The sequence below is a fragment of the Bradyrhizobium sp. USDA 336 genome, assembly GCF_044908355.1.
Taxonomy (GTDB): domain Bacteria; phylum Pseudomonadota; class Alphaproteobacteria; order Rhizobiales; family Xanthobacteraceae; genus Bradyrhizobium; species Bradyrhizobium yuanmingense.
This window is the reverse complement of the sequence record NZ_JBIYDC010000002.1, coordinates 2,778,530-2,794,590: the sequence shown is the minus strand read 5'-3', so window position 1 is coordinate 2,794,590 and position 16,061 is coordinate 2,778,530. Positions and strand designations below refer to the sequence as shown.

The 16,061-nt window shown below is 64.4% G+C and carries 15 protein-coding genes and 1 pseudogene; 7 read left to right on the top strand and 9 right to left on the bottom strand.

All coding sequences use genetic code 11. From position 1 onward, the window contains the following. The first annotated feature begins 99 nt into the window (after window positions 1–99). From gcl to ABIA45_RS14055, 4 genes are all read left to right on the top strand, one after another. A complete protein-coding gene (gcl, locus tag ABIA45_RS14070) occupies window positions 100–1,884 on the top strand; it encodes a glyoxylate carboligase (protein WP_275500919.1) in 1,785 nt (594 codons plus the stop codon). Window positions 1,885–1,896: 12 nt separating this feature from the next. Beyond that, on the top strand, window positions 1,897–2,682 hold the full coding sequence (gene hyi / locus ABIA45_RS14065; protein ID WP_404652465.1) for a hydroxypyruvate isomerase: 786 nt from the start codon (window positions 1,897–1,899) through the stop codon (window positions 2,680–2,682). Between the two features lie 247 nt (window positions 2,683–2,929). Further along, the gene (locus tag ABIA45_RS14060; RefSeq protein ID WP_157282519.1) at window positions 2,930–3,817 is read left to right on the top strand and encodes a 2-hydroxy-3-oxopropionate reductase; all 888 of its coding nucleotides are present in this window, start codon (window positions 2,930–2,932) and stop codon (window positions 3,815–3,817) included. A 112-nt stretch (window positions 3,818–3,929) separates the two neighbouring features. After that, entirely contained in the window at window positions 3,930–4,313 is a 384-nt protein-coding gene (locus tag ABIA45_RS14055; RefSeq protein WP_198399671.1) for a DUF1236 domain-containing protein, read from the top strand. 40 nt (window positions 4,314–4,353) lie between these two features. Here ABIA45_RS14055 and ABIA45_RS14050 read toward each other — a convergent pair whose 3' ends face one another. From ABIA45_RS14050 to ABIA45_RS14040, 3 genes are all read right to left on the bottom strand, one after another. After that, window positions 4,354–4,725 (bottom strand): antibiotic resistance protein VanZ, encoded by a 372-nt coding sequence (locus ABIA45_RS14050; RefSeq protein ID WP_036005619.1) that lies wholly within the window; start codon window positions 4,723–4,725, stop codon window positions 4,354–4,356. A 76-nt stretch (window positions 4,726–4,801) separates the two neighbouring features. Beyond that, on the bottom strand, window positions 4,802–5,410 hold the full coding sequence (locus ABIA45_RS14045) for a thiamine pyrophosphate-dependent enzyme (protein ID WP_404652463.1): 609 nt from the start codon (window positions 5,408–5,410) through the stop codon (window positions 4,802–4,804). Between the two features lie 10 nt (window positions 5,411–5,420). Further along, window positions 5,421–5,972 (bottom strand): thiamine pyrophosphate-binding protein, encoded by a 552-nt coding sequence (locus tag ABIA45_RS14040; RefSeq protein WP_404652462.1) that lies wholly within the window; start codon window positions 5,970–5,972, stop codon window positions 5,421–5,423. A gap of 241 nt (window positions 5,973–6,213) precedes the next feature. Here ABIA45_RS14040 and ABIA45_RS14035 point away from each other — a divergent pair, with 241 nt between their 5' ends. Continuing rightward, on the top strand, window positions 6,214–7,263 hold the full coding sequence (locus ABIA45_RS14035) for a hydroxyacid dehydrogenase (protein WP_275509144.1): 1,050 nt from the start codon (window positions 6,214–6,216) through the stop codon (window positions 7,261–7,263). A 116-nt stretch (window positions 7,264–7,379) separates the two neighbouring features. Continuing rightward, the gene (locus tag ABIA45_RS14030) at window positions 7,380–7,820 is read left to right on the top strand and encodes a flagellar basal body rod protein FlgC (RefSeq protein ID WP_404542266.1); all 441 of its coding nucleotides are present in this window, start codon (window positions 7,380–7,382) and stop codon (window positions 7,818–7,820) included. Between the two features lie 37 nt (window positions 7,821–7,857). Here the strand turns inward: ABIA45_RS14030 and ABIA45_RS14025 are convergent, their stop codons facing one another. Next, window positions 7,858–8,799, bottom strand: a complete 942-nt coding sequence (locus ABIA45_RS14025; protein ID WP_404652460.1) for an ornithine cyclodeaminase family protein — start codon at window positions 8,797–8,799, stop codon at window positions 7,858–7,860. 164 nt (window positions 8,800–8,963) lie between these two features. On the opposite strand from ABIA45_RS14025, the gene ABIA45_RS14020 reads away from it, so the two are divergent. Continuing rightward, window positions 8,964–9,176, top strand: coding sequence for a hypothetical protein (locus ABIA45_RS14020; protein WP_198399673.1), 213 nt, complete (start codon window positions 8,964–8,966; stop codon window positions 9,174–9,176). A 3-nt stretch (window positions 9,177–9,179) separates the two neighbouring features. Here ABIA45_RS14020 and ABIA45_RS14015 read toward each other — a convergent pair whose 3' ends face one another. The 5 genes and pseudogenes from ABIA45_RS14015 to ABIA45_RS13995 all read right to left on the bottom strand — a co-directional run bounded on the left by ABIA45_RS14015 (window position 9,180) and on the right by ABIA45_RS13995 (window position 15,927). After that, the gene (locus ABIA45_RS14015; RefSeq protein ID WP_271545147.1) at window positions 9,180–9,755 is read right to left on the bottom strand and encodes a GNAT family N-acetyltransferase; all 576 of its coding nucleotides are present in this window, start codon (window positions 9,753–9,755) and stop codon (window positions 9,180–9,182) included. A gap of 6 nt (window positions 9,756–9,761) precedes the next feature. Further along, the gene (locus ABIA45_RS14010; protein ID WP_271545146.1) at window positions 9,762–12,119 is read right to left on the bottom strand and encodes an Orn/Lys/Arg decarboxylase N-terminal domain-containing protein; all 2,358 of its coding nucleotides are present in this window, start codon (window positions 12,117–12,119) and stop codon (window positions 9,762–9,764) included. A gap of 96 nt (window positions 12,120–12,215) precedes the next feature. Beyond that, window positions 12,216–14,421: pseudogene (locus ABIA45_RS14005) on the bottom strand (xanthine dehydrogenase family protein molybdopterin-binding subunit). 7 nt (window positions 14,422–14,428) lie between these two features. Then, window positions 14,429–15,445, bottom strand: a complete 1,017-nt coding sequence (locus tag ABIA45_RS14000; protein ID WP_271545144.1) for a xanthine dehydrogenase family protein subunit M — start codon at window positions 15,443–15,445, stop codon at window positions 14,429–14,431. Further along, a complete protein-coding gene (locus tag ABIA45_RS13995; protein WP_157282531.1) occupies window positions 15,442–15,927 on the bottom strand; it encodes a (2Fe-2S)-binding protein in 486 nt (161 codons plus the stop codon). The genes ABIA45_RS14000 and ABIA45_RS13995 overlap by 4 nt, the downstream gene beginning before the upstream one ends. Window positions 15,928–16,061 lie beyond the last annotated feature (134 nt).

The following is a 16,061-nucleotide window of genomic DNA, read 5'->3' as shown; positions in this document are numbered from 1 at the left end:
GGAGCTGCCGCATCGTGGAAAATAAAATCGATCTCGTTGAGATCGGCTTCTGCACACCTGATGATCTCGCGCGCTGATGCAATTTGAGCGAGGTCTGATATGGCGAAGATGCGAGCTGTCGATGCGGCCGTGCGTATCCTGGAGAAGGAAGGTATCTCGACGGCCTTCGGTGTTCCCGGCGCTGCGATCAATCCGCTTTACTCGGCGCTGAAGAAGCGCGGCTCGATCCGCCACATCCTGGCGCGCCATGTCGAGGGCGCTTCGCACATGGCCGAGGGCTATACGCGCGCCAGGGCCGGCAATATCGGGGTCTGTATCGGCACCTCCGGGCCGGCTGGCACCGACATGATCACCGGTCTTTACTCCGCGATCGCCGATTCCATCCCGATCCTCTGCATCACCGGGCAGGCGCCGCGCGCGCGGCTCTACAAGGAGGATTTCCAGGCCGTCGACATCGAGTCGATCGCAAAGCCCGTCACGAAGTGGGCGGTGACCGTGCGTGAGCCGGCGCTGGTGCCGCGGGTGTTCAGCCAGGCCTTTCATGTGATGCGCTCAGGCAGGCCGGGGCCAGTGCTGATCGACATGCCCCTCGACGTGCAGCTCGCCGAAATCGAGTTCGATGACGAGACTTACGAGCCGCTGCCGGTCTACAAGCCCGCCGCGACGCGCAAGCAGGTCGAGAAGGCGCTGGAGATGCTCAACGCCGCCGAGCGGCCGCTGATCGTCGCGGGCGGCGGCATCATCAACGCCGACGCCTCGGACCTGCTGGTCGAATTCGCCGAAATCGCCAACGTACCCGTCGTGCCGACGCTGATGGGATGGGGCGCGATTCCCGATGATCACGTGCTGATGGCCGGCATGGTGGGTCTCCAGACCAGCCACCGCTATGGTAATGCCACGCTGCTGGAATCCGACTTCGTGCTCGGCATCGGCAATCGTTGGGCCAACCGCCATACGGGATCGGTCGAGACTTACACCAAGGGCCGCAAATTCGTTCACGTCGACATCGAGCCGACCCAGATCGGGCGCGTGTTCAATCCCGATCTCGGCATCGTCTCGGACGCGAAGGCCGCGCTCGAACTGTTCGTCGCCGTCGCCAGGGAGTGGCGGCGGTCAGGCAGGCTCCGCGAGCGCCAGGCGTGGCCTGCGGCCTGCCGCGACCGCAAGAAGACGATGCTGCGCAAGAGCCATTTCGACAACGTCCCGATCAAGCCGCAACGCGTCTACGAGGAAATGAACAAGGCGTTCGGCCGCGACACCACCTATGTCACCGTGATCGGCCTGTCGCAGATCGCCGGCGCGCAGTTCCTCGGCGTCTACAAGCCCCGCAACTGGATCAATGCCGGGCAGGCGGGGCCGCTCGGCTGGACGCTGCCGGCCGCGCTCGGCGTGCGCGCGGCGTGCCCGGAACGTGAGATCGTCGCGCTCTCCGGCGACTACGACTTCCAGTTCCTGATCGAGGAGCTCGCGGTCGGCGCGCAGTTCAACCTGCCCTACATCCACGTCGTCGTGAACAATTCCTATCTCGGCCTGATCCGCCAGGCCCAGCGCGGTTTCGACATGGACTATCACGTCCAGCTTTCCTTCGAGAACATCAACGCGCCCGAGATCGGCGTCTACGGCGTCGACCACGTCGCGGTCGCTGAAGGCCTCGGCTGCAAGGCCATCCGCGTCACCGACCCGAAGGACACGCAGGCAGCGTTTGCGACCGCCCGCGAATTGATGGCCAAGCACCGCGTGCCTGTGGTGGTCGAGTTCATCCTCGAACGGGTCACCAACATCGCGATGGGCACGGAGATCGACAACATCGTCGAGTTCGAGGAGGTGCTGGACCTTCCGCTCGACGAAGTCGAGACCACGCGCGTGCTGCAGCCGGCGGAATAGGGGAAGAAGCACATGCCGAAATTTGCCGCCAACCTCACCATGCTCTTCAACGAGATGCCGTTCCTCGACCGCTTTGCGGCGGCGAAGGCGGCAGGCTTTACCGGGGTCGAATATCTCTTCCCCTATGATTTCGACAAGGCGCAGCTGCGCGAGCAGCTCGAGGCGCATGGCCTGACGCAGGTGCTGCACAATCTCCCCGCCGGCAACTGGGCGGGGGGCGAGCGCGGCATTGCGATCATGCCCGACCGCATCGCCGAATTCCGCGACGGCGTGTTCCGCGCGATCGATTATGCCAGGGCGCTCGATTGCGAGCAGATCAACTGCCTCGTCGGCATCGCCCCTGTCGACGCCGATCCGCACGAGCTTCGGGAGACGCTGGTCGGGAATCTGCGTTTTGCAGCTTCGACGCTGGCACGAGAGAACATCAAGCTATTAGTCGAGCCCATCAACACGCTCGATATTCCCGGTTTCTTCCTCAACGGCACCGAGCAGGCGGTGCAGCTGATCTCCGAGGTGAGGTCGAACAACCTCTTCATCCAATACGACATCTACCACATGCAGATCATGGAGGGCGATCTCGCCCGCACCATGCAGGAATATCTGCCTCAGATCGCCCACATCCAGCTTGCCGACAATCCCGGCCGCCATGAGCCCGGCACCGGCGAGATCAACTATCCCTTCCTGTTCCGCCATCTCGACGCGATCGGCTATCGCGGCTGGATCGGCTGCGAATACAAGCCGCGCACCACGACGCTGGAAGGCTTGTCGTGGCACGCGGCGCAGACGTTTGAGACCTGAGATCTAGGGCCAGATGCGGCCGCGCTGACGGTGCGCTCCCTCTCCCGCTTGCGGGAGAGGGTTGGGGAGAGGGTGTCTCCGCGATGGGATCCTTGCGGAACAAATCCCAACGTGGAGAGAACCCTCACCCGGCACGCGGGACGATGCTTCGCATCGCCCGGACGTGCCGACCTCTCCCGCAAGCGGGAGAGGTGCACCGAGCACGTGGATAGACTTACCAACATGTCTTGCAGAGGAAACGACGACAATGACCAACATCGGCTTCATCGGACTCGGCACCATGGGACGGCCGATGGCCGGCCATCTCCTGGCCGCGGGTCATCGCGTTCTCCTGCATGACGTTGCTCCGATCGCGCCGGAGCTGATGTCCGCGGGCGGCATCGCCTGCACATCGGCCAGGGAGGTCGCGGAGCAGGCGGACGCGGTCATCATCATGGTGCCGGATACGCCGCATGTGGAGGCCGTGCTGTTCGGCAAGGAGGGTGTCGCCAGCGGCATCTCCAAGGGCAAGATCGTCGTCGACATGAGCTCGATCTCGCCGCTGGCGACGAAGGAGTTTGCGAAGAAGATCGAGGCGCTCGGCGCTGATTATCTCGATGCGCCGGTGTCGGGCGGGGAGGTCGGCGCAAAGGCGGCGAGCCTCACCATCATGGTCGGCGGGCCGGAGCGGGCTTTTGGCACCATGAAGCCGATCTTCGACAAGATGGGCAAGAACGTCACCCATGTCGGCGGCAACGGCGACGGGCAGACGACAAAGGTTGCCAATCAGATCATCGTCGCACTCACCATCGAAGCCGTGAGCGAGGCCCTGTTGTTCGCATCCAAGGCGGGTGCGAATCCCGCGCTGGTGCGCAAGGCGCTGATGGGCGGCTTCGCCTCCTCGCGCATTCTGGAGGTGCATGGCGAGCGCATGGTGAAGCGCAATTTCGATCCTGGCTTCCGCATCGAGCTGCACCAGAAGGATCTCAACCTCGCGCTCGAAGGCGCGCGTGCACTTGGCCTGTCGCTGCCCAGCACGGCCGTGGCGCAGCAATTGTTCTCGTCCTGCACCGCACATGGCGGCAAGGCCTGGGATCACTCCGCCATGGTGCGGGCGTTGGAACTGATGGCGGGGCATGAGATCGCCAGGGCCTGAACTGTTACGCGGTAACACTGTCCAGTGATGCATCTTTCGTCGCAGGGGAACCGGAACAATGCTCCGGCTCCGCGGGTTGAAGGCGCAGGACAATCACTGGAGACATCAGGACATGAAAACCCGTCTTGCGATTACGTTGGCTGCAGCGTCGCTGCTGGCGTCGAGCGCAGCCTTTGCTCAGTCGACGACCGAACAGGGCGCCAGGGACGGCGCGCGTGCAGGTGGCGACATCGGCGGCCCGATCGGTGCAATGGTTGGCGGCACGGTGGGTGCAGCCGTCGGCGCCGGTCTCGAAATTCCGAATGCGGTCCTCGGCGGAATTCCTCGCAGCGACTCCGTCGTGGTCCAGGAGCGCGTCGTGGTGGGCGAGCCGCTGCCTCCGACCGTGGTGCTGCGGCCCGTGCCGAACTACACCGAATATCGCTATGCGGTCGTGAACGATCGCCGTGTGATCGTGGAGCCGCGCACACGCCGCGTCATCAAGATCATCGACTGATCGACGCAATTCTTTGTGCTGAGCAGGGCCCTGCGGAGCATCACTCCGCGGGGCCTTCGCTTGTCATGGCGGAGCTGGTGCGAAAGCGCGAGAGTAGCCGGTCTGCCGCGGCGGCGAGTGCAAAGCCGAGGCACGCGGTGGCAGCATCGACCAGAAAATCCACCAGCCGCGCGTGACGGCCGGGTGCCCAAAATTGCATCAGCTCGAGAACGCCGATCAGGACGACCGCGGCCGCTGCGCTCAGTAGGCGCCGGCGTGGATAGGCGAGACCGAAGGCCAATCCCACCATGACGAAGGCAAGCGCATGTTCGCCGTCCTGACCGAGGTCGGAATGGGGGCGAAGGCCGGGAGGACCGAGCGTGGCGAACGTAACGGCAGCGGCGAGCAGCCAGGCAAAGGTACGAATGAACATCCGGGTCGCTTAGCACGAATTTGGTCGGGTTGTCGCGAGGCTCGCATCAGATCGCCGTGTAGTTAATGACAAAATGTTAAAGGGGATCGCGCACGCCGAGGCCATGCATGAAGCGTTCCCGGATCTGCACGGGGTCGCGCCGGGTGGTGCCCACGCCGGGCTTGTCGTCGATCCTGACCGCGATCAGGCTCGGTTCGGAAGCAGCCATGGCGTCGTCGACCAGCCGCTCGAAATCCTCCTCGTCGGCGGCCCACGCACTGCTCGCGAGACCAGAGCCGATGGCGATGGCGACGATGTCGGCGACACCAGCTGCCGGCGTCGGCTGCGCGCCGGTGATTTGGTAGATGCCGTTGTCCATCACGATCATCGTGAGGTTCTTCGGCTTCAAGGCTGCAATCGTCGAGAGCGCACCGAGCTGCATCAGGAGCGAGCCGTCGCCTTCGAGCGCGAAGACGCGGCGGTCGGGCTGCGCCAGCGCCACGCCGAGCGCGATCGGGAAGGCGAGGCCCATGCTGCCCAGCATGTAGAAGTTCTGCGGGCGGTGGCCGGCGGCCCACAGATCGAAGTTGGTGTTGCCGATGCCGCCGATCACGGCTTCCTCGTGCTTCAGCTTCGCGATCAACCGCGAGGTGACGTCGAAGCGGTTCATCACCTTGGTATTGCCAGCGTTCAATTCTTGATTCATTTGGCCGGCCTCACTTGTCGAAGACCTTGCCGCCCGTAAGCAGCGGGTTGAGGATCAAGGCGACGGGCGCCTGCGTGGTGACGGCCTGCTTGATCGAGCGGTCGGTGATGAATTCGAGCTCGTCGAGCCGGGTGATGGTGTGATGCTCCAGCGCCAGCGAATCCAGCACCGGTCGCATGGTGCGGCAAACCAGGGACTGGCCGTAGTTGAATTCGCCGAGCGTGCCGCGCTCGGACACGAACATGATGAGCGGAATCTGGTAGGGCACTGCGAGCGAGGCCAGCACGTTTGCGAGCGTCGCAAAGCCGGAGGTCTGCATCAGCACCGCGCCGCGCCGGCCGCCCATCCAGGCGCCGGCGACGATGCCGACGGCCTCTTCCTCGCGGGCGGTCGCGAAAGTGGTGAAGAAGGGATCGGCGTGCAGGTTCTTGATCAGCGGCGTCAGCACGCGGTCCGGCACGTAAGGGATCAGGCTGATCTCGTTCCGCTTCAAGGTTTGCAGGACGATGCCGTGCCAGCTTCCGTCGCGGCTCCCCTGCGGCTGCTGTTCCGCAATCGCCATCGCGCTCTCCCTCGGGCCGCGCATGCTTCTTGGTTCTGGCCGTCGCGGCGGTCTGCCGAACTTGACGCGGGCAGCGGGATTGTCAACATGTCCGTGCCGGCACCATGATCTGCGCCAGCAGGCCTGCCGTGGCCGGCACCGCCATGGCATAAGCGGCGACAACCAGAACACGGGAGGGGCATAGGAGGGCGCGCGTCGCGCTGACCTTGCGGCTCTCCCGCGAGCGAGCCGGAAGGTCCTGATGTCCGTCAACAACAAGCGCGTCGTCTACTCCAATTATTTGGCCAATCCGATCTATATCGACATCCTGAAGGCGCGGCCCGACGTGCGGGTCGATCGCATCGAAAACCGAAGCCCCGAGGATGTCTATGGCCCGCTCCTCGGCGCGGCCCACGTCTACCAGGTCGGCGCCGCCCGCGACGAGCTCGCCCCGCATTTCCATGTCGATGCCGCCTTCCTGAAGCGGACGCCGAATTTGCTGCTGGTCTCCAGCAACGGTGCCGGCTTCGATCCCGTCGACGTCGAGGCCTGCACGGAGGCAGGCGTCGTAGTCGTCAACCAGTCCGGCGGCAACGCCCATTCGGTCGCCGAGCACGCGCTGGCGATGATGCTGACGCTGTCCAAGCGCATCATCCAGTCGGATCGCCGGCTGCGCCGCGAGCGCGACGTGAACCGCAACGATCTCGTTGGCAACGAGGTCGAGGGCAAGACCGTCGGCATCATCGGCCTCGGCAATGTCGGCCGGCGCATCGCCGCCTTGTGCAAGGGCCTGCTCGGCATGACAGTGCTTGCCTACGATCCGTATTTGTCGGCCGAGGTGATGGCCGAGCGGGGCGGGGAGAAGGTCGAGCTGGACGAGCTGTTGCGCCGCGCCGATTTCGTCTCGATCTCATGCCCGCTCAACAAGGGCAGCCGCAACTTGATCAGCACACGCGAATTCGCGCTGATGCAGCCGCATGCCTATTTTATCACCACCGCACGCGGCTTCATCCACGACGAGGACGCGCTGCTGCAGGCGCTGCGCGACAAGCGCATCGCCGGTGCCGGCCTCGACGTCTGGTCCAAGGAGCCGCCGCCGCCGGAGCATCCGCTGCTCCAGTTCGACAACGTGCTGGCGAGCCCGCACACGGCAGGCGTCACCATCGAGGCGCGTCAGAACATGGGCCGGATCGCCGCCGAGCAGGTGCTGGATGTGCTCGACGGCAAGCGCCCGCCGCGCATCATCAATCCCGAAGCCTGGCCGCGCTATGCCGAGCGCTTCAAGCAGGCTTTTGGCGTGACGCCGGGGTAGGACGCGCGAAGCCCAGTTGCGCGCCGATCCTTGGTTATCAGGATGAAAACAGAGAGCGGTGGATTTTACTGATGGCGTGAATGAACGCGTATGACCTCTCCTGTAGATCAGGGAGCATGAGCATACCTTCGATTGCGACATCCGGACTTTCTGCGGCGAGTTTGCGCGTGAACGTGGCCGCGAGTAATATCGCCAACATCAGCACGACCGGCCCACTACCCGCGTCAGGCGGGTCGAGCGCATCGGCCGGTGCGGGCATTGCTCCAACGTTTCCTGCAGCTTACGTGCCCTTGCGAGTCGATCAGGTCTCCCAGTCGAGCGGTTCGACACCAGGCGGTACGGTCGCGACCGTATCGACGGTGTCGCCGAGCTATACCGCGCGTTTCGACCCAAGCGCTCCCTTCGCAAACCAGGACGGCCTGGTCGCAGCGCCGAATGTCGATCTTGCTAGCGAATTCGCTCAGCTGGTGACCGCAAGGTACAGCTTCGTTGCCAATGCGAAGGTCATTCAGGCCTACGCCGAGACGCAAGACACGCTCCTCGACATCAAGGCGTGAGGGCTGACGGTCGGCCGTGTCTCGCCAGCCTGGGCCACTACCCCAGCTTTGCGCCGAGCTGCTGGAACACGGCCTCGCAGGTCATGAGGTCGAGATGGCCGCCGCCCGCGTTCTTGAAGAACGTGATGTCGGACGGTGACGTTCGCCCCTGCACAAGGCCGCCGACGAGGTCGTAGAGGTCGCCGAGGACGTCCGCCTCGCTGATCGCGCCGCTCGCGATCGGCTGCAGGATGTCGCCGACGCCGTGGAAGGCGGATTCCCGCCGGTCCACGAAGACGCGGGAGCGCTTGGCCGCCTCGTCATCAGCCTCCCGGGTTTGCGGTGTGTAGCCGCCGACGAGGTCCAGATGCGTGCCCGGCCGCAGATTGCGGCCCTTGATCAGCGGCTGATGCGCGCGGGTGCAGGTGGTAATGACGTCGGCCTCGCGCGTCGCGGCGTCGAGATCCGTGATTGCTTCCGCCTTGATGCCGGCCTTCGCCAAGCGCTGAGCGAGATCCACGCCCCGGTCCGGACTGCGATTCCAAATCAGCACGCGCTCCAGTGACGGCCGCACGGCTCGATGACCCCGGATCAGCCATTCAGACATCTCGCCGGCCCCGACGCAGAGCAGTGTCTCGGGATTGGGCGGGGCGAGCAGCTTCGTGGCCAACGCGGAGTCGGCTGCGGTGCGCCAATGCGTGATCTCGGTCCCGTCCATCGCCGCCAGCGGCCGCCCATTGGTGCCGTCGAACAGCACGCACACGGCCTGCACCGCCGGTATCCTGCCTTCGGCCAGATTGGCCGGAAAGCTGGTGAACATCTTGCTGGCCATGTATCGGCCGGGATCGACGGCGCTGCGGATGACGTATTGCCCCCTCTCGTCTCCAAGGAAGGCGTCCAGCACCTCCATCTTCGGCCGGCGATGCGCTTCTTCGAGGGCCGTAATCAGGATCGGAAAGGTCAGAGCTTTCGTGACTTCGGTATCGGAGACAAAGTGCAAGGCAAGTTCCTTATTGGCGACCGGCATTTGCCCATAAACCCGCGCGGCAGGTTCCGCAACGAATCTTCCGCCGGGACCGGACAAGCCTTGATCCGCGTCAAAATCTCCTTTCCCCGTCCGGCCTAAATGGGACTAGAGTGCCGGCGGGCAGGCAGGGAGGTCCCATGTCAACTTATGTCGTCAGGTTCATGAAGGACGTGCTCGGCGAATACGGCCGGCAACGCGAGGTCTGCCAGGGCACGCTCGAGATCGACGCCGCCGACGAGGACGAGGCCAGGGAACGGGCGAAAGCGAGGTTCTGCAAGGACCAGGCGTTGCATCACTGGTCACTGCATGCCGACCGCATCCACGTCAGACCGGCCGACTACCCATCCTAGGGCTTAACGCCCGGGTGCCGTGACGGGCGGGGGCGTCGTCGTCCCCGCGCCGAGCGAGCGTTGCACCATGACGGTGTCGGACCAGCGGCCGTGGCGGAAGGCAACGCCGCTGAGCAGGCCGGCGCGCGCGAAGCCGAACCGCTCGTGCAGCTTCAGCGAGGGCGCGTTATCGGCATCGATATAGCCGATCATCTGGCGAAAGCCGGCCGCCGCGCAGGCATCGATCAATTCCTGCAGTAACAGCCGTCCGACCCCGCGGCCGAGATGGGCGTGATGGACGTAGATCGAGTGCTTGGCGGTGTATCGATAGGCGGGCCTTTTGCGGAACAGCACGGCATAGGCATAGCCGACGACCTCGCCGCGCCAAGTCGCCACCAGATGCGGCAGGCGGGTCTGCTTCAGGTTCTTGCGCCGGTCGCGCAGATCGTCCGGGTCCGGCGCACCGGTTCCTTCGACATCGCGCGGCACGCCGTTGCGGACGTGATGGCGGTAGATCGACAGCATCGCCTCGACGTCGCTTTCGCGTGATGGCCGAACCAGGACGGGTTCATCGCTCGCGCGCGCAGCTGCTTCGTTCATCGGCACCTACTCGGTCACGACATAAGTGTAGAGCCCGATGCGCCCATTCGCATCGACCTCCTTGTAGACGCCCTGGATCTCGACGTCGAAGCCCGGAAATGTGTTGAAGCAGGTCTCGAACATCTTGAGATAATCAATCATGGGCTTGGCTCGTTCCGTCAGCCGCTCGCCGGGCACGATGGTGGCGATGCCGGGCGGGTAGACCACGAATGGCGTGGTCGCGATGCGGCCGGCGATCGCCTCGATCGGGAGGTAGTCGACGTCGTTCTTGAACAGATAGCGCGCGGCATCGCGCGGCGACATCGCGATCTCGGGCATGTGCTCGGGCATGAACTGCCTGGCCTGGAGCGCGCTGACGTCGGCGGTGCGGAAGAAACGGTGCATCTCGCCGCAGAGGTCGCGCAGCCGCGCACCGGCGTAGCGCGCCTGCCGCTTTTGATAGAATTCGGGGATGACATCGGCCAGCAGCGCATTGTCGTCGTGCAGCCTCTTGAATGCGACGAGGCCGGAGATCAGCGTGCCCGCCTTGCTCGCCTCGACGCCGGGCGTGAGCAGGAAGAGCAGGGAGTTGAGGTCGTTCTTCTCGGGGACGATGCGGTTCTCGCGCAGATATTGCGCGACGACCGGCGCGGGAATGCCGTGCTCGGCATAGGCGCCGGTCGCACGATCGAACCCGGGCGTGAGCAGCGTTAGCTTGTTCGGATCGGTCATGGCAAAGCCTTCCGCGAGATCGGGAAAGCCGTGCCAGTTGGTATCCGGGGAGAGCTGCCACAGCGCGGGATTGGTGGCGAGTTCGTCGGTGGAAAGGGTCTCCCAGGCGACATTGTGCGCCGCGCCGGGGCGGCTGACGTCGGCAATGGCGATGCGATCGGGAACGAACGGCTCGAAGAACCAGCGGCGGTCCGAATTTTGCTCCTTCTCCTCGAACTCCCGGCGCATCGCGCGGATCTTCTTGCGCAGCTCGATGCCGAGCCGGATCGTGTCGTCCCACAGCACTTCGCCGGAGCGGCCCTTCATCATCTGTGCGCCGACGTCGAGCGAGGCGAACAGCGGATAGAACGGCGAGGTCGAGGCGTGCTGCATGAAGCTCTCGTTGAAGCGGCGGTGCTCGACGCGGCGCTTCTGGCCGCGGATATGTCGGTCCTTGATGTGGATCTGCGAGGCCTGCGAGAAGCTTGCCAGCTGCTTGTGGGTCGACTGCGTCGCGATGATGCCGGGGGCGTCGGGCGGAAGATTTGCCAGCCCCATGGCGAAGCGGCCGGCATAAAGGGGGTGGAATTTCATGAAGCCGGCCCAAGCTTCGTCGAACAGGATGTAGTCGCAGAGATGGCCAACGCGCTTCAGGATCATCTCGGCGCTGTGAATCGTGCCGTCATAAGTGCATTGTTCGACGACGGCGACGCGGAATGGCCGTTCCTTGCGCCAGGCGTCCCTGTCCGTGACAAGCGGATGATTGCGGATCCCCTCGCGCAGGGCCTTCTCGTCGAGCCTGTCCCAGCGCATCGGGCCGATCAGCCCCCAGGCGTTGCGAACGGTCGGCACATAGACCGGGATGCCGCCATTGATCATCAGCGCGCCGTGATGGGCGGCCTTGTGGTTGTTGCGGTCGAACAGCACGAGATCGCCGTCGGTGACGAGGGCGCCCAGCGCGACCTTGTTCGAGGTCGAGGTGCCGTTGAGCACGAAATAGGTCTTTTCCGCACCGAAGATTTGCGCGGCCTCCTTCTGCGCCCTCAGCGCGGGGCCCTCATGGGTGAGGAGGTCGCCGAGGTCGAGCACGGAATTGTCGAGGTCGTCGCGGAACACGGATTCGCCGAGATGCTCGACGAACACGCGCCCGATCGGGCTGCGATTGTAGAACACGCCGCCATTGTGGCCCGGGCAGGTCCAGAGCTGGTTGCCTTCCTCGGCATAGTCGACCAGCGCGCCGAAGAATGGCGTTTTCAGCGTCTCCGCATATTGCTTCAGACGGCTGATCAGGTTCTTGGCGATGAAGGTTGGCGTCTCCTCGGACAGGAAGACATAGCCGTCGATGAAATCGAGCACCTCGACCGGCAAATCCTCGAACCGCTTGCGGCGGATCAGGAGAATGATCGGGAAGTCGAGGCCACGGCGGCGCATCAGGTTGATCAGCGCCGAGGTCTTGCCCTCCAGCCCTTTCTTGCCCCAGTCCACCACCATGCAGCCGATCGCGGCGTCGGTCTGCACCGCCATCTCGGCATCCTCCAGCTTGCGGGCCCGGACCACCTCGAAGCCGGAGCGCTGGATCTCCTCGATGATCTGGTTGAAGCGGACGCCCTCGAGGTCGTCGGCGTCGAACACAGGTGCGGCGAACAGGAAGTTGAAGCGCTTGAAATAATCCATGGCGGGTCCCGAATGTGCAGGAAGATACAGCTCTCTGCACATTCGATGACATCTGGATGACATGCCCGAGTGCTGTGGCAAGGTTGGCCTGCCGCTTCACTCCAGTAGCTTATCCAGCGTGATCGGGAAGCGCCGGATGCGCTTGCCGGTGGCGTGATAGACGGCGTTCGCAATTGCGGCCGGGACGCCGACGATGCCGATTTCGCCGAGACCCTTGATGCCCAACAGGTTGATGCGGTCGTCGGGCTCGTCGACGAAAATCACGTTGATGTCGTGGACGTCGGCGTTCACGGGAATGTGGTATTCGGCGATGTTCGCGTTCATGATGCGGCCGAAGCGGTGATCCATCACCGTCTCCTCGTGCAGCGCCATCCCGATCCCCCAGACCACGCCGCCCATGATCTGGCTGCGGCCGGTCTTGGTGTTCAGGATGCGCCCGGCTGCGACCGCGCTCACGACCCGCGTGACGCGAATGACGCCGAGCTCTTCATCCACCTTGACCTCGGCAAAGACCGCAGAATGCGTGTTGCGCGCGTGGGACTTATCCTCGGCGAACTCGTTCAGCTTCTCCTTCTCGATCCGTTCAAGCTTGCTGTGGCGCATGACATCCGCAATCGAGACGGCGCGATTGCGGTCGGCGGCCTTGGCAACCGTGCCGTCGAGGAGAACGATGTCCGGCGCATCGACGGCGGCGAGTGGCGAGGCAGGCATCGCCTTGGCATATCGCGCGAGCTCGCGGCGAATCTCCTCGGCTGCTCCAAGCACGGCGTGCGCGCTCGAGGCGGCCATCCATGAGCCACCTTCCACAGGTGCCTGCGGCAGGCTCGAATCCGCAAGCTTGACGCTGACGTTCTCGATCGGCAGCCCGAGGGCATCGGCCGCGACCTGCGCCACGATGGTGTACGTGCCGGTGCCGATATCGGACGCGGCGCAGGAGACCTCGGCATGGCCGTTGGCCGTCAGCACGATGCGGACGGCGACGGGCATCTGCAGCGCTTCCCACACCCCAGTCGCCATGCCCCAGCCGACCAGTTCCTTGCCGTCGCGCATGGAGCGCGGTGTCGGGTTGCGCCGGCTCCAGCCGAACGCTTCGGCGCCGCGGGCGTAGCACTCGCGCAGCTGCTTGCTGGTGTAAGGCAGGCCTTCGCTCTGGTCGCGATCCGAGTAGCACCTCAGGCGCAGCTCGACCGGATCGAGCTGCAGCGCGACGGCCAATTCGTCCATGGCGCATTCGAGCGCGCAGACGCCCGTTGCCGCACCCGGCGCGCGCATGTCGCAGGGCGTCGAGACGTCGAGGTCGACCAGCTTATGCGAAAAGTTGCTGTGGGGGCTCTTGTAAAGCTGCTCGGCCCAGCCCGTATCGTTGCGCGAAAAATCCTCATAACGTGAGGTCACGGCAACGGCTTCGTGGGTGATCGCATCGAGCGTGCCGTCCGGCTTTTGCACCGAGCGCAACGCGCTCGATGGTCATGGGACGATAGCCGAGGCCGTACATCTGCTGCCGCGTCAGCACGACGCGGACGGAGCGCTTCAGTGCGAGCGCGGCAAGGGTTGCCAGCACCACCTGGTGCTGCGGTCGCAGGCCCGAGCCGAAGGCGCCACCGACATAGGGCGAGATCACGCGGATGTCGTCCGGTTTCTTGCCGAAAACACTGCAGAGAAACTTCTGGACGTTCTGGACGCCCTGCGTCTTGTCGTAGACCGTGAGCCCGCCACTGCCGTTCCAGACGGCCGTCGTCGCGAAGAGCTCCATCGGGTTGTGGTGCTCGGTCGGGATGACGTAATCCGCCTCGTGGCGCACGGCCGCGCGCGCCAGGGCTGCTGCGGCATCACCACGCGGCTTGTGCGGTTGATCCACTTTTTCGGCCTTGCCGCGTTCGGATTCGAGATCGGTCGCAAACGCCTCCTGCTCATATTCGACGCGAACGCGGGTTGCGGCGAACTTGGCGGTCTCCCAATCCTCCGCGACGACCAGTGCGATCGGCTGGCCGTTGAACTTGATCCTCTCGTCATAGAGCGGACGGAACGGCGAGCCCTTCTCCGGCGCCACCTCATCCTTCCAGGCTTCGTCCTTGTCGGCGAGGGGCGGTCGATGTTCATGCGTGAGCACGTCGACCACGCCCTTCACCTTCAGCGCCTCGCTGGTGTCGAGACGAACGATGCGCCCACGCGTGATGCTGGCCTCGACGACGAAGCCGTGAAGAAGACCGTCTGCTGCGAACTCGCCAGCATATTTGGCGGCCCCGGTGACCTTGGCCCGGCCGTCGACGCGCGACGTTGGTGTTCCGACATAGGCGTTCATCGGGCCCTCATGCGATTTTCTTGTGAGCTTGTGATTGCGGTGTGGCGCTTGCGGCCTGGATCAGCGCCCGCACGACGGCTCGGCGCGCCAAGTCGATCTTGAACCCGTTGTGGGAGCGTGCCGTCGCTCCCTGCAGCAGCAGGTCGGCGGCGCGCCCGAAATGATCCGGTGTTGCCGCCTGACCGCGCAATGCGGCTTCGGCCTCGAGGCTTCGCCAGGGCTTGTGGGCCACGCCACCGAGAGCAAGGCGCGCTTCGCCGATCGCGTTGCCCTCCAGGTCGAGCGTGGCCGCGACGGAGACCAGAGCAAAGGCGTAGGACAGCCGGTCGCGGATCTTCAGATAGCTGTAGTTCCGGGCAAAGCCGTGCGGCGGCAGCTCGATGGCGATAATGATCTCGCCGCTGCCGAGATTGGTATCGAGGTGAGGCTTGTCCTCGGGAAGCCGATGGAAATCCGTCAGCGCGATGGTGCGCTGACCAGAGGGGCGTGCGATATGCACGAGCGCGCCGAGCGCGGCCAGCGCCACGCTCATGTCGGACGGATTGGTCGCAATGCAGGATGTGCTGGTGCCGAGGATGGCATGGTTGCGGTTGAGGCCATCGAGGGCCGAGCAGCCCGCGCCGGGGCTTCGCTTGTTGCAGGGTGTCGTGGTGTCATAGAAATAGGGGCAACGTGTTCGTTGCATCAGATTACCGCCGACCGAGGCCATATTGCGCAATTGCGCGGAGGCGCCGGCCAGGATGGCGCTGGCAAGCAGGGGATAGCGCTGCTCGATCAACGGATGGTAGGCGAGGTCTGAGTTCGGCACCAAGGCGCCGATGCGCAGACCGCCGTCCGCTGTCTCCTCGACGTCGTGGAGCGGCAGGCGAGAGATGTCGATCAGCCGGGAGGGGCGTTCGACGTTCTCCTTCATCAGATCGATGAGGTTGGTGCCGCCGGCGATCAACTTCGCACCGGGATCGGCGGCGAGCAGGCGGATGGCGTCGGCAACATCGCTTGCGCGGGAATATTGGAAGTTGTTCATGACCGGCTCATTGCCTGCTCGATCGCAGCCACGATGTTGGGGTAGGCACCGCAGCGACAGAGGTTTCCGCTCATCAACTCCCGGATCTCATCCGCATCGCGCGCACGGCCTTCGGCCAACAGGCCCGCGGCAGAGCAAATCTGTCCCGGCGTGCAATAACCGCACTGAAAGGCATCGTGGTCGATGAAGGCCTGTTGCAGGGGATGCAGCGCGCCGTCCCTGGCCAAGCCTTCGATAGTCGTGATCTCGGCGCCATCCCTCATGACGGCCAGGGTCAGACAGGAATTGACCCGTCTTCCGTCTATCAGCACGGTACAGGCACCGCATTGGCCGTGATCGCAGCCTTTCTTGGTGCCGGTCAGCTCCAGACGGTCGCGCAGCGCATCCAGTAGCGTGGTCCATGGCACGACCTCGAGCGCGCGCCTTTCGCCATTGACGACGAGGTTGATCGGAATGCGTTCGGGGATCGTAAGGTCGGCCATGGTGTATTTCCCTGCGGAAAGGCCGAGCCGGGCAAATTGTGCAAATAACGCGAGACTGCGTTGCCGCCGCTGGCCGATAGCGCCCAACGGATGACGGGTTGCTTGGTTCCCGACCGGTTCTCCCGATTGAATTT